Origin of the sequence: Kribbella sp. NPDC051936, assembly GCF_040680955.1 — a bacterium.
In the GTDB taxonomy this organism is placed as follows: domain Bacteria; phylum Actinomycetota; class Actinomycetes; order Propionibacteriales; family Kribbellaceae; genus Kribbella.
This window is the reverse complement of the sequence record NZ_JBFAXS010000007.1, coordinates 581382-593751: the sequence shown is the minus strand read 5'-3', so window position 1 is coordinate 593751 and position 12370 is coordinate 581382. Positions and strand designations below refer to the sequence as shown.

11 protein-coding genes are annotated in these 12370 nt (G+C 71.1%); 3 read left to right on the top strand and 8 right to left on the bottom strand.

What is annotated here, in order from left to right:
* Window positions 1–4 precede the first annotated feature (4 nt).
* The 5 genes from AB0L64_RS27170 to AB0L64_RS27150 form a co-directional block, all read right to left on the bottom strand.
* On the bottom strand, window positions 5–799 hold the full coding sequence (locus AB0L64_RS27170) for an ABC transporter ATP-binding protein (RefSeq protein ID WP_363714437.1): 795 nt from the start codon (window positions 797–799) through the stop codon (window positions 5–7).
* Window positions 796–1614 (bottom strand): ABC transporter permease, encoded by an 819-nt coding sequence (locus AB0L64_RS27165; protein WP_363714435.1) that lies wholly within the window; start codon window positions 1612–1614, stop codon window positions 796–798. Before AB0L64_RS27165 ends, AB0L64_RS27170 begins: the two co-directional genes overlap by 4 nt.
* Window positions 1598–2869: an ROK family transcriptional regulator gene (locus AB0L64_RS27160; protein ID WP_363714433.1), complete on the bottom strand. Its 1272-nt coding sequence runs from the start codon at window positions 2867–2869 to the stop codon at window positions 1598–1600. The genes AB0L64_RS27165 and AB0L64_RS27160 overlap by 17 nt, the downstream gene beginning before the upstream one ends.
* 106 nt (window positions 2870–2975) lie before the next feature.
* Window positions 2976–3998: a zinc-dependent alcohol dehydrogenase family protein gene (locus tag AB0L64_RS27155; protein WP_363714431.1), complete on the bottom strand. Its 1023-nt coding sequence runs from the start codon at window positions 3996–3998 to the stop codon at window positions 2976–2978.
* Window positions 3983–5173, bottom strand: a complete 1191-nt coding sequence (locus tag AB0L64_RS27150) for a multidrug effflux MFS transporter (protein WP_363714429.1) — start codon at window positions 5171–5173, stop codon at window positions 3983–3985. The genes AB0L64_RS27155 and AB0L64_RS27150 overlap by 16 nt, the downstream gene beginning before the upstream one ends.
* 101 nt (window positions 5174–5274) lie before the next feature.
* Here AB0L64_RS27150 and AB0L64_RS27145 point away from each other — a divergent pair, with 101 nt between their 5' ends.
* Window positions 5275–6156: a helix-turn-helix transcriptional regulator gene (locus AB0L64_RS27145; RefSeq protein WP_363714427.1), complete on the top strand. Its 882-nt coding sequence runs from the start codon at window positions 5275–5277 to the stop codon at window positions 6154–6156.
* An 84-nt stretch (window positions 6157–6240) separates the two neighbouring features.
* Here AB0L64_RS27145 and AB0L64_RS27140 read toward each other — a convergent pair whose 3' ends face one another.
* Window positions 6241–6915, bottom strand: coding sequence for a DUF4097 family beta strand repeat-containing protein (locus tag AB0L64_RS27140; protein ID WP_363714425.1), 675 nt, complete (start codon window positions 6913–6915; stop codon window positions 6241–6243).
* Between the two features lie 138 nt (window positions 6916–7053).
* Between AB0L64_RS27140 and AB0L64_RS27135 the strand changes: the two genes are divergently transcribed.
* Both AB0L64_RS27135 and AB0L64_RS27130 read left to right on the top strand, forming a co-directional pair.
* On the top strand, window positions 7054–7989 hold the full coding sequence (locus AB0L64_RS27135; protein ID WP_363714423.1) for an ATP-binding cassette domain-containing protein: 936 nt from the start codon (window positions 7054–7056) through the stop codon (window positions 7987–7989).
* Window positions 7986–8729, top strand: a complete 744-nt coding sequence (locus AB0L64_RS27130; RefSeq protein ID WP_359937606.1) for an ABC transporter permease — start codon at window positions 7986–7988, stop codon at window positions 8727–8729. The genes AB0L64_RS27135 and AB0L64_RS27130 overlap by 4 nt, the downstream gene beginning before the upstream one ends.
* Here the strand turns inward: AB0L64_RS27130 and AB0L64_RS27125 are convergent.
* The gene (locus tag AB0L64_RS27125) at window positions 8713–11826 is read right to left on the bottom strand and encodes a BTAD domain-containing putative transcriptional regulator (RefSeq protein ID WP_363714420.1); all 3114 of its coding nucleotides are present in this window, start codon (window positions 11824–11826) and stop codon (window positions 8713–8715) included. The two genes, AB0L64_RS27130 and AB0L64_RS27125, sit on opposite strands and share 17 nt — an antisense overlap.
* Window positions 11827–11884: 58 nt before the next feature.
* Window positions 11885–12307 carry a DUF1801 domain-containing protein gene (locus AB0L64_RS27120; protein WP_363714418.1) on the bottom strand — a complete coding sequence of 141 codons (423 nt, stop codon included), beginning with the start codon at window positions 12305–12307 and terminating at the stop codon, window positions 11885–11887.
* Window positions 12308–12370: the final 63 nt, after the last annotated feature.

The following is a 12370-nucleotide window of genomic DNA, read 5'->3' as shown; positions in this document are numbered from 1 at the left end:
TTCCTCAGGATCGGACGGTGACGGTGGATTCGGCGGCCGTGCGGCCGTCCTGGTGGTAGACGGAGTGCCAGACGCGGTTGCGCAGGTCGGCGAACTCGGCGCTGAGCCGGAATTCCTCCGACCGCGGGTAGGGCAGGTCGACGTCGATCACGTCGTAGATCCGCCCGGGCCGCGCGGCCATCACGATGACGCGGTTCGCCAGGAAGACCGCCTCGTCGACGTCGTGGGTGATGAACAGGACCGTGCGCTGCTCCTGGCTCCAGGTGTCGAGCAGTTGCTCCTGCAGCTTCACCCGGGTGAGCGCGTCCAGGGCGCCGAACGGCTCGTCCATCAGCAGGATCGACGGGTTCACGGCGTACGCGCGAGCGATCGCGCAGCGCTGCCGCATCCCGCCGGACAGCATCTTGGGCAGCGCGTCGGCGAAGTCGCCGAGCCCCACCACGTCGATGAAGTGCTGCGCCCGTTCGCGGCGCTCGGCCTTCCCGACACCGGCGGTCTTGAGCCCGAACTCGACGTTCTTGCGCACGGTCAGCCAGGGGAAGAGCGCGTACTGCTGGAAGATGACGCCGCGCTCCGGCCCGGGCCCCTCGACCGGTACGCCGTCGACCAGCGCGCGCCCCGAGGTCGGTTCCTCCAGGCCGGCCAGGATGTTCATCAGCGTGCTCTTGCCGCACCCCGACGGGCCCACCACGGTGATGAACTCGTTGGCGGCGATGTCCAGCGACACCTGGTCGAGCGCCGTGAACGTGTCCTTGCCCAGGGCAAAGGTCTTGGTCACGGACCGGACGGAGATCTTCATCGGCGCTCCTGCCATCCGGTGAGTTTGCGTTCGGCGGTCAGCAGGATCCGGTCCATCAGCAGTCCGAGGATGCCGATCGAGATCAGGCCGACGAAGATCGTCGGCAGGTCGTAGTAGAGCTGCGCGTTCTGCATCCGGAAGCCGAGGCCCTGCTGGGCGGCGATCAGCTCAGCGGCCACCAGGGTCGCCCAGGCCGATCCGAGGCCGACCCGCATGCCGACCAGGATGAACGGCGTCGAGGCCGGCACCACGACGCGGGCGAAGATGCCGGCGTCCTTGGCGCCCAGCACCCGGGCCGCGTTGATCAGCGTACGGTCGACGTTGACCACGCCCTGGAACGTCGAGATCACGCAGGCCAGGAACGCGGCCAGGAAGATCACGAAGATCTTCGGCGCCTCGCCGATCCCCATCAGCACGATGGCCAGCGGGATGATCGCCAGCGGCGGGACGGTGCGGAAGAACTGGATCCACGGTTCGACCAGTCCGCGCACCACGGCGTACCAGCCCATCAGGAAGCCGACCGGGATCGCCGCGGCGGTGCCGAGCGCGAAGCCGATCAGCACCCGCGTCAGGCTGGCCAGGACGTCCTTGCCCAGCGTCCCGTTGCCGATCAGGGTGATCGCCTGCGCGACGACCTCGGGCGGCGTCGGCAGCTTCAGCCCGGCGAGCGCCAGCGCCCACCACACCGCGATGCCGAGACCGACCGACACCGCGTTCAGCAGCAGGGGAAGACCACCGGCCCGGCTGCGCGTTCGCCCTCCCGCGCGGTCGCGCGGCTTGGCGCCGCGGGCGGTCTGGTCACTGATCACGGCCATCGGCCACTCCTCGGGTCTGCCGCGGACGGATCGCCGCCCGCGAACCGGCGCCGGCGGGCGCCGGCGTCTCTGGGTAGCCCGCCAGCAGCGGCGAGCTGTGGAACAGCGCGGCGAGGGCGCCGAGCGCGCCGTCGTCGTCGGCGAGGCGCGCCGCGCGGACGCCGGGGGAGACGGCGCCCGGGAAGAGCTCGTACGCGACGGTGGCGGCGGCCTGCTCGACAATCACCGGCGCGATCCGGGTGATCTCGCCGCCGATCACGATCTCGGCGGGGTTGAGCGCCATCGCGACGGCGGCGAGGACGCGGCCGACCGCGGCGGCGGCATCCCGCAGTACACGGTCGCCCAGCGGATGCGAACGGGCGACCGCGGCCGCGAGATCGTCGAGGCTCTCGACCGGCAGCCCGGCGGTGCGGCAGGCGGCCAGGATCGCCGGGACCGAAGCGATCGTCTCGAGACAGCCGTTCTTGCCGCAGCGGCAGGAGTCGCCGTCGGCGCGGAGGGTGACGTGGCCGAGTTCGCCCGCCAGACCGGCCGATCCGGAGATCAGGCGGCCGCCGACGACGAGGCCGCCGCCGACGCCGTCGGACAGGCGGACGTACAGGAGGTTCTCGATCGCCTTCTCGCCGAAGATCGCCTCCGCGAGCGCCGCCAGCCGGGTGTTGTTGTCGACGATCACCGGCGCGCCGAACCGCTCGCAGAAGGCCTCGTCGACCGAGGCCTCGTGGAAGCCGTCGGCCGCGGCCCGGTGCGACGGGTAGTCGCGGACACCCGGTTTGCCCGAGTACGGGCCCGGGATCCCGATGCCCACGCCCTGCAGGGCGCCGTAGTGGATGCCGTACTCGTCGCTCAGCCGCTCCACCAGGCCGAACGCGACGTCGAGCCGGGTCGGCCAGTCCACGCGCTCGTCGTACCGGCCGGAGCCCGACGCCACGATCTCGTGCGAGGCGTCGGCCACGACGACATGCACGCGGCGGTGCCCGAAGTCGACGCCCATGAACTGCCCCGACGCCGGATCCAGCGCCAGCCGCTCGGCCGGACGCCCGCTGCCCTCCCGGTGCGCCGCGTCGGTGTCGGTCACCACGATGGCGCCGCGCTGCAGCAGGCTCCCGGTGATCTCCGACAGCGTCGTGCGGGACAGTCCGACCGCGCGGGCGATCTGGTTCCGGCTCAGCGCCCCCTGCTCACGCAGCACCTGGAGGACCCGCTCCTCGTGGGTCCTCCGTACCAGCGCCTGCACTCCTGGAAACGTCTGCACGCTGGCGACGGTAGGAACCCGGAATTATTCCGTCAACACTCCGACAAAATTCACCTCGCTTTCGACGGTGACCTGACGCTCACGCTCCGTGCGGGGCTTCGCGTCGTCAGGGCTGCAGCAGCGCCTTGATCGCCTGGCGCTGGTCCATGGCTTCGTAGGCCTTGGCGGCGTCGGCCAGGGGCAGGGTGAGGTCGAAGACCTTGCCGGGGTCGATCACCCGGCGGGAGATCAGGTCGATCAGCGTCGGCAGGTACTGGCGGACCGGCGCGGGACCGCCGTGCAGGTGGACGCCGGAGAAGAACAGCTCGTCGCCCGGCAGCGCCACTTCGTGGGCCACGCCAACGTAACCGACGTGGCCGCCGGGCCGGGTCGCGCGGATGGCCTGCATCATCGCCTCCTGGGTGCCGACGGCCTCGACGACGCTGTGCGCGCCGTACCCGTTGGTGAGTTCCTTGATCCGCGCGACGCCCGCGTCGCCGCGCTCGGTGACGATGTCGGTCGCGCCGTACTCCAGGGCCAGCTGCTGCCGGGGTTCGTGCCGGCTCATCGCGATGACGCGCTCGGCGCCGAGCTGCTTCGCGGCGAGTACGCCGAGGAGCCCGACCGCGCCGTCGCCGACAACGGCCACCGTCTTGCCCGGGCCGGCTGCTGCCGCCACGGCGGCGAACCAGCCGGTGCCCAGAACGTCGGACGCCGCCAGGAAGGACGGGACCAGATCGGCGTCGGGCATCCCGCCGGTGGCGACCAGCGTGCCGTCCGCGAGCGGAACCCGGGCCAGCTCCGATTGGGTGCCGATGGCACCCATCAGCTCGGCGTGGACGCACCGCGACTGGTAGCCGGCCTGGCAGATCTCGCACGTGTTGTCGGAGGCGAAGAACGAGCCGATCACGAAGTCACCGGGCCTGACCGTGCGGACCTCGGATCCGATCTCCTCGACGACACCGACGTACTCGTGGCCCATCGGCGCCGGGCCGTCGAGCTGGTCGTGGCCGCGGTACGGCCACAGGTCGGAACCGCAGACGCAGGTGGCGCTCAGCCGGATGATCGCGTCGGTCGGCTGCTCGATCGCCGGGTCGGGCCGGTGCTCGACGCGAACGTCGCCGGGACCGTACATCATGACTCCACGCATGGGTGGGAACCTCTCTGGTTGGTGATCAGTGCGAACAGGGAAAGGGCGGTGAGGGCGAGCACGATGGCCGCCATGGGTACGGCGCTCCGCTCGCCGCCGAGGCCCGCGAGCGGAGCGACGACGCCGGCCACGCACCACTGCAGGAAACCCAGCAACGCCGAGCCGGTGCCGGGATGCTCCGGCACATGGGCGGATGCGAGCGCGCCGGCGTTCGGGCCGACCAGTCCTTGAGCGGTCATCAGGACGAAGAAGCCGATCAACGCCACGGGCAGCGGCATGCCCGCGAGAGCGCCTCCGAGCAACGCCACGCCGGCGGCACCGGTCGCCGCCAGCCCGACAAGGACGACCTGTCGCGTCGGGACGCGATCGGCCAGCCGGGCAGAGATCAGGGTGGCGACGGTCAGCCCGACAGCGTTGAGGGCGAAGTCCACCGAGTACGCGACGGGGGAGAGGCCGTTCATCGACTGCAGCACGAAGGCCGACGTCGCGACGTACGCGAAGATCGTGCCCATCGAGAAGGCGAAGACCACCAGGTAGCCGGTGAACCCGCGGTTCCGCAGTACCCCGCTCGTGAACGGCTCGCCGCGCCGCCGGAGGGTTTCCGGTACGCCGACCGCGACTGTCACCACCATCAACGCGGCCAGTCCCGCGACGACCCAGAACGACACCCGCCAGTGTGAGAAGCGCAGGACGGCCGCGCCGAGCAGCGGCCCGACGATCGGCGCGAGCCCTGCGACACCGGCGACCACGTTCATCGCCCGGACCAGCCGAGCCCCCGACGTCAGGTCCACGACGATCGAGCGGGCGATGACCATCGCCCAGCCGCCGCTGAACCCCTGCAGCAGCCGGGCGACCATGAGTACACCGATCGTCGGGCTGAAGGCGCACAGGACGGAAGCCGCTGTCAGTACGACGAGCGAGACCAGTAACGGGCGTCGCCGGCCGACCCGGTCCGAGAACGGTCCGCCGAGCAACTGGCCCAGCGCCATCCCGACGAAGAAGGTGGTCAGCGTCAGCTGTACCTCGGTCGGGCCGGTGTTCAGGTCGCGGGCGACCAGCGGGAACGCGGGCACGTACATGTCGGTCGCCAGCGGCGCGATCGCGGTGATCAGTACGACCGAGGCAAGAACCGTGGCGGTCAGCCTGACGGTCGGACGCACGGCGGTACTGGTCATGTCTCCAGGCAAGCGCCGGGGGAGGCGCTGAAGAAGTCACGCTGGAGAGGTGTATCGGCAGTACATCCCTCGGACGGTTCCGCGCCGGTACTGTCGAGGTCATGGACAACAAGGCCGAGGTCCGTGAGTTCCTGACCTCACGACGGGCGAAGCTGACCCCGTCGGACGTCGGCCTGCCCGCGGTCGGGCAGCGCCGGGTGGCCGGTCTGCGCCGCAGCGAGGTGGCGACGCTCGCGGGCGTGAGCGTCGAGTACTACGCGAAGCTCGAACGCGGGACGATCGCCGGAGCCTCCGCCTCGGTGCTCGAGGCGATCTCGCAGGCGCTCCGGCTGGACGAGACCGAACGCGCGCACCTCCTCGATCTGGCGCGCGCGGCCGACGGTATTCCGGCCTCGGGGCGCCGTCGTCGCCGAGCCTCCGCGCAGTCGGCCGCCCGACCGAGCCTGCAATGGGCGCTGGAGGCGATCACGGACGGGGTCGCGTTCGTCCGCAACCCAGCGCAAGACCTGCTGGCGACGAACGCTCTCGGCCGGGTCTTCTACTCGCCGGTGATCGGTTCGGGCGGCCGGACGCCGAACCTGGCCCGCTTCCAGTTCCTCGATCCGGCCTCGCGCGACTTCTACCCGGACTGGGACCTGTTCGCGCACATGTGCGTCGGCATCATGCGCGCCGAGGCCGGCCGCGACCCCCACGACCGTGCCCTGCAGGACCTCGTCGGCGAACTCTCCACCCAGAGCGAGACTTTCCGGCGGCTGTGGGGCGCGCACGACGTCCGCACCCACGGCAGCGGCACCAAGCGCTTCCACCACCCCGCTGTCGGCGACCTCACCTTCGTCTACGAGGAGCTCGCGATCACGGCCGAACCGGGCCTCGTCCTCCTCGTCTACACCGCCGAACCAGGGTCCCCGTCCGCGGAGAAACTCCGTCTCCTCGCCTCCCTCGCCGCCGACCGGATGGACGAGGGTGTGCAGCTCGACAGGTAGTGCACCGGTGAGACGCTGTACGCGCAGACGGGTCCACGCTCAGGTGCACTAGGTGCTGCCCGAGACGTCCTGTCCCAATGCACGTCAGGCGCGGGTGAGGGTGATGTTGCCGCCGTGGGTGCGGGCGCGGACGGGGACGGTACGGGTCGTGGCTTCGGCGGTGTCCAGGTGGTTGAAGACCCGGCCGACCGAGGTGTGCGCGTCCAGGGCGGCCGCGGTGCCGGCGGGAACGCCGATCGCGACCTCGCCGGTGGCGGTGTAGAGGTCGACGGAGCCGGTGCCGAGGACCCCGACGCGGATGTCGCCGCTCGCGGTCCGGGCGTTCACCTCGGCGCCGGCCGTGTCGACGCTGATGTGGCCGGTGGCTGACTTGGCGCGCAGGGCGCCGGTCACCGTGCCGACCCGGATGTCACCGTTGGCGGTCTTCAGCTCGCACGAGCCGATCTCGCCCTCGACGACGTACTCGCCCTTGGCGGTGTAGCCGTGCAGTTGCGAGCCGGTCGGCAGTTCGATCAGGACCTCGATCGCGCCGTACCGCTTGCTGAAGATCGACCGCAGCTTCGGGTGCTTGACCTGCAGCTTGCCGTCGGTGAACTCGACGACCACCTGCTCGGCGGCCTTGACGTCCAGGTCCCAGGCGGGGTCCGTCGGCCGGATCTCGACGACGGTGTCGGTGCGATCGCTCGCCTTGACGCTGATGTTGCCGAAGATGATGTCGACGGTGGCGGAGATCGGCGCGGGGGTGGCGAAGGTGGACATCTGAGCTCCTTGGGTGTCGGTTGCCGACAACTCTCGCCGCGCGCGCTGACAGGGCCCTGCGACGAGCGCGGACACGCGACTGACACCGTGTAGGCGGCGTGTCAGGTGCGTGTCAGGGCGCCCGCCGAAGGTGTTTCCATGACAACTTCGGCGATCGCGGTCACAGGACTGCGCAAGGCATTCGGCGACAAGACCGTGCTCGACGGGATCGACCTCGACGTCCCCGCGGGTACCGTCTTCTCCCTGCTCGGCCCGAACGGGGCCGGCAAGACGACGACGGTGAACGTGCTGACCACGTTGACCAAGGCCGACAGCGGTACGGTCCGGGTGGCCGGGCACGACGTCGCGACCGACGCCAAGGCGGTCCGGTCCGCGATCGGCGTCACCGGCCAGTTCGCGGCCGTGGACGAGCTGCTGACCGGCCGCGAGAACCTCCAGCTGATGGTCGACCTGACGGCCGGCGCGGCCGAGGGCACGGTCTCCGAGCTCCTGGAGCGCTTCGACCTGACCGAGGCCGCGGACAAGGCCGCGGCGACGTACTCCGGCGGTATGCGCCGCAAGCTCGACCTGGCCATGACGCTGGTCGGCAACCCGCGGATCATCTTCCTGGACGAGCCGACGACGGGCCTCGACCCGCGCAGCCGGCGCACCATGTGGACGATCATCCGCGAGCTGCTGGCCGACGGCGTGACCATCTTCCTGACCACGCAGTACCTGGACGAGGCCGACCAGTTGGCGGACAAGATCGCGGTGCTCGACAAGGGTCGATTGGTTGCCCAGGGCACCCCGGAGGAGCTGAAGCGGCAGATCCCCGGCACCCACGTCCGGTTCCGGTTCGGCTCGGTCGAGGACCTCGACAAGGCCGCGGCGGTCATGCCCGGCTCGACCCGCGACGACGACGCGCTGACCCTGCGCGTCCCCAGCGACGGCGGCACCCAGTCCGTCCGCGCACTGCTCGACCGGCTCGACGAGTACTCGCTCGCCGCCGACGAGTTCTCCGTCAACACCCCTGACCTCGACGACGTTTTCCTCGCCCTGACCGGGCACGACACCGCGGAGGTAGTCGCGAAATGAAGAACCCCTCGATCGTGATGTTGCGCCGCAACCTCAAGCACATCGCGCGGAACCCGACCTCGGTGTTCAACGCCGTCCTGATGCCGGTCGTCGTGATGCTGATGTTCGTCTACATGCTCGGCGACGCGTTCAGCGTCGGCGTCCCGTACGTCGACTACGCGACGCCCGGCATGCTCCTGCTGGCGGTCTGCTACGGACTCGGCGCCGTGGCGACCGCGGTGAACTCCGATATGACCAAGGGCATCATCAACCGGTTCAAGGTGATGGACGTGCCGCGCGGGGCGGTGCTGACCGGACACGTGATCGCCAGCGTGCTGACCAACCTGATCGCGATCGCCGCGATCATCGGCGTCGCGTTCGCGCTCGGCTTCGACCCGTCGGCGAGCTTCGCGCAGTGGCTCGGCGTGATCGGTCTCGTCGTCCTGCTCGGACTGGCGACCGGTTGGCTGACCGTTGCCCTCGGCCTGTTCGCGAAATCGCCGGAGACCGCGGGCCTGGCCTCGGTGCCGCTGGTGATGCTGCCGTTCTTCAGCAGCGCGATCGTGCCGGCCGACAAGATGGGTCCCGGCGTGAAGCAGTTCGCGCAGTACCAGCCGTTCACGCCGATCATCGAGAGCCTGCGCGGTCTGCTGAACGGCGCGCCGCACACCGGTGACATGATCGCCGCGTTCGCGTGGTGCCTCGGGATCGCCGTGGTCGGCTACGTCTGGGCGACCTCGACGTTCAAGAAGCGAGCGTGACCTCGACGAGCTCTCGCCAGCTCGCCTGCCGGCCCTCTTCCGTCGCCTCGGTGAACCTCGCGTCACCGAGGCGGCGGCGCGTCTCCTGCTCCAGCGCGGCCACATCCGGGTTCGAGCGATCGGGCAGACCGCGGACGACGGCACTCGCCGCGAGCAGCCGCGCGGCCTGCTCGTCCTGATCGCTTCGCAGCGCCAGATCCGCGATACCGACGAGCATCTGGGCGATCCCGGGGACGTGTCCGCCCTCGGCCGCTGCCTGGAACGCCGCACTGCGGTGCTGCCAGGCCTGGTCGAGATCCGTGGCCAGATACCCCAGCACGTCCTGGATCGTCGCGCGCAGGGTCGCCTGCTCGGCCTCGCGGCCCAGCATCGCCGTCGCCTGGTCGAGCCGGCGGCGCGCCTCCTCGGCGTCACCGCGCCAGCGCGCAAGCTCCGCTTTGCACAACGCCAGCTCGACGAGTGCCTCCGGCCACGCGACCCGCTCGGCCAGCCGCTGGGCGTCCGCCATCGCGGCCGAGCTCGCGCCCTGGTCGTCGGCCAGCCAGTACAGCTGTGCCTGCCGCGACCGCATCCGGACGACGTCCTCGATCGCGCCGACCTCGGTGGCGACCGCGATCGCCTGCTCGTAGTGCGCGCACGCGTCGGCGAACTCGCCGCGGACCGCGAGCCGGTCGGCCAGCTCGGTGAGCGCGAACGACATGCCCCAGCGTTCGCCGATCGCGCGGAACTCGGACAGCGCGGTCGCCAGCGCCAGGTCGGCGTCCCGGTCGCCGTCGCCGAGCATGATCCGCATCTTGCCGGTCTGCAGCCGTGCCAGCGCCCGTACCCAGGGATCCTTGTCGGTGAGCAGCGGCTCGAACGTGGACACGAACGAGCCGGCCCCTCGCAGCAGGCCTTCCAGCGCGGTCGACAAGGTCACCGCCGGGTGCGGGCTCTCGACCCGCCGGCTGAGGTCCGCGGTCTTGCGGATCCAGTCCTCGGCGTCGAACTGGTCGCGGCCGCGCCCCGAGGTCATGAAGTTGGCCACGAACGCGTACACCACGGCGCGGCTCTCGTCGGACGCCTCGCCCGGTACCTCCGGGGCCGCCAGCAGGAACTCGCTGCCCTCGACCTTGTGCCCGGCGAACCACCAGTACCACCCGGCGGCCGCGGCGAGCCGCATCGAGCCCTCCGCGTCACCCGCCGCCAGCGCCCCGCGCATCGCGCCGGCGATGTTGTCGTGCTCGGCCTCGACGATGGCCAGCCACTCGAGCTGCTCGGTGCGTCGCAGGTGCGGGTCGGCGGCCTCGGCCAGCTCGGTGAAGAACGCGAGGTGGGTACGGCGGGCCGAGTCGGTCTCACCCGCCTCCTCGAGACGTTGCTGCGCGTACTCCTTGATCGTGCCGAGCAGTCGGTACCGCGGCGCGCCCTCGTCCTTGGTGACCACCAGCGACTTCTCGGTCAGCGCGGTCAGTAGGTCGAGCACCTCCCACGACTCGACCTCGCCGCCCGCACAGACCTGCTCGGCCGCCTCCAGGCCGGCGCCGCCCGAGAACACCGCGAGCCTGCGCAGCACCGACCGCTCGGCGTCGGTCAGCAGCTCCCAGCTCCAGTCGACCACTGCGCGCAGCGTGCGGTGGCGGGGGAGCGCCGTACGGCTGCCGCCCGTCAGCAGGCGGAAACGGTCGTCGAGGCGGGTGGCGAGCTGCTCCAGCGACATGGTGCGCAGCCGGGCCGCGGCCAGCTCGATCGCCAGCGGCATCCCGTCGAGCGCACGGCAGATCCGGGCCATCGTCTCCGGGTCGAGCGCGAGGTCCGCGCGCACGGTCCGGGCGCGGTCCTGCAGCAGCCGGACGGCCGGTGACGCGTCGATGTCGCTGCCGTCGACGGGTACGGCGAGCGGCGCGACCGGCCACAGCGCCTCGCCGGTGATACCGAGCGGTTCCCGGCTCGTCGCGAGGATCCGCAGCCGCGGGCACTCGCCGAGCACCCGGTGCGCGAACGTCGCGGCGGACTCGATCACGTGCTCGCAGTTGTCCAGGATCAGCAGCATCGCCCGCTCGCGGACCGCGGCGACCACCCGGTCGGTCGGGTCGGTGTCCGGTACGTCGCCGAGCAGCGCGTCCCGCAGCGCGAGCGCCCCGAGCGTCGCCTGTGCCACGTCCCCGTCGGCGCCGATCGCCGCGAGCTCGACCATCCAGACGCCGTCCGGCAGATCGCCGAGCACGGTCCGGGCGGTCTCCGACGCGAGCCGGGTCTTGCCCGATCCGCCGGGCCCGATCAGCGTCGTCAGGCGGTGCCCGGCGATCAGGTCGCGGACCGCGGCGACGTCGGTCTCTTTGCCGACGTACGTCGTCAGCTCCTCGCGGAGATTCGTGTTCCGCTTCTCGTCGCGCCGGACCAGCTCGCCGCGGAGCAGCGCGACGTGCAGCGCGGACAGCTCCGGCGACGGGTCGACGCCCAGCTCGTCGGCGAGGATCTCGCGGGTGCGCTCGTACGTGCGCAGCGCCTCGGTGTCGCGGCCGGAGGCGACCAGCGCGCGCATCAGGGCGGCGACGAGACGTTCGCGGACCGGGTGCGCGGCGACCAGATCGGTCAGCTCGGTGACGAGTTCCGCGCCGTGGCCGAGCGTGATCTCGGCGTCGTACCGGTCCTCGGTCGCGGTCAGGCGGAGCCCGTCCAGCCGGGTCACGGCCGCGTCGAACGCGCCGCTCTCGGTCAGGCCGACGTCCTGCATCGCGGGCCCGCGCCACAACGCGAGCGCCTCCCGCAGCAGGCGGATGCCCTGCGGGTCCTGGTCGGTGCGGGCGCGGGTGACGAGCCGCTCGAACCGCACGGCGTCGACGGCGTCCGGGTCGAGTTGCAGCCGGTAACCGTCCGTGTGCCCCTCGACCGGCAGCAGTTTGCGGAGGCGGGAGACCAGGCGCTGCAGGGCGTTCGCCGCGTCCGCCGGCGGCTGTTCGCCCCAGATCCAGTCGACGAGCGTTGCCTTCGGCACCACTCGTCCCGCGTCGAGCGCCAGGGCGACCAACAGCCCGCGCAACCGCGCGCCAGGCACGTCGACGACGCTCCCGTCGTCGGCCCGCACCTCGAACGGCCCCAGCATCCCGATCTGCACCCGCCAGATTTTGCCACGCAGGCAGTGCCGGTCCGGCCGCCCGGGTCCGGGCGGCGGTCTAGCCGGCGGCCTTCTTGACCAGGGCGACGATCTTCTTCTCGACGGCCGGGGTGAGTTCGAGCAGGGCGTACGAGGTCGGCCAGAAGTCGCCGTCGTCGAGGGCGGCCGGCGGGTTGAAACCGAAGGTGGCGTACCGGGCCTTGAATTTCGCGGCGTCCTGGAAGAAGCAGACGATCTTGCCGTCCTTGGCCCAGGCCGGCATGCCGTACCAGAGCTTCGGGGTGAGGTCCGGCGCGATCTGCGGGATCAGTTCGTTGAGCCGCTCGGCCATCACCCGGTCGGCGTCGGCCATCCCCGCGATCTTCGCCGCCTGCGCCTCGGCCGGGTCCTGCTTGCTCTTCAGCTCCTTCGCGTGCTCCTTCATCGCGGCCTGCTCTTCCGCGGTGAACCCTTCGTACGACTTCTTCTTCGTGGTGGCCATCGGAGTGCCTTTCTGCTGGTCGGTACCCCAAACACTAGGAGCGGCCGTACCTCCGGTGCTTCT

Excerpts from the sequence above, each read along its gene's own strand:
- AB0L64_RS27170 (WP_363714437.1), bottom strand. The coding sequence starts at position 799 with ATGAAGATCTCCGTCCGGTCCGTGACCAAGACCTTTGCCCTGGGCAAG.
- AB0L64_RS27165 (WP_363714435.1), bottom strand. The coding sequence starts at position 1,614 with ATGGCCGTGATCAGTGACCAGACCGCCCGCGGCGCCAAGCCGCGCGAC.
- AB0L64_RS27155 (WP_363714431.1), bottom strand. The coding sequence starts at position 3,998 with ATGCGTGGAGTCATGATGTACGGTCCCGGCGACGTTCGCGTCGAGCAC.
- AB0L64_RS27150 (WP_363714429.1), bottom strand. The coding sequence starts at position 5,173 with ATGACCAGTACCGCCGTGCGTCCGACCGTCAGGCTGACCGCCACGGTT.
- AB0L64_RS27145 (WP_363714427.1), top strand. The coding sequence starts at position 5,275 with ATGGACAACAAGGCCGAGGTCCGTGAGTTCCTGACCTCACGACGGGCG.
- AB0L64_RS27140 (WP_363714425.1), bottom strand. The coding sequence starts at position 6,915 with ATGTCCACCTTCGCCACCCCCGCGCCGATCTCCGCCACCGTCGACATC.
- AB0L64_RS27135 (WP_363714423.1), top strand. The coding sequence starts at position 7,054 with ATGACAACTTCGGCGATCGCGGTCACAGGACTGCGCAAGGCATTCGGC.
- AB0L64_RS27130 (WP_359937606.1), top strand. The coding sequence starts at position 7,986 with ATGAAGAACCCCTCGATCGTGATGTTGCGCCGCAACCTCAAGCACATC.
- AB0L64_RS27120 (WP_363714418.1), bottom strand. The coding sequence starts at position 12,307 with ATGGCCACCACGAAGAAGAAGTCGTACGAAGGGTTCACCGCGGAAGAG.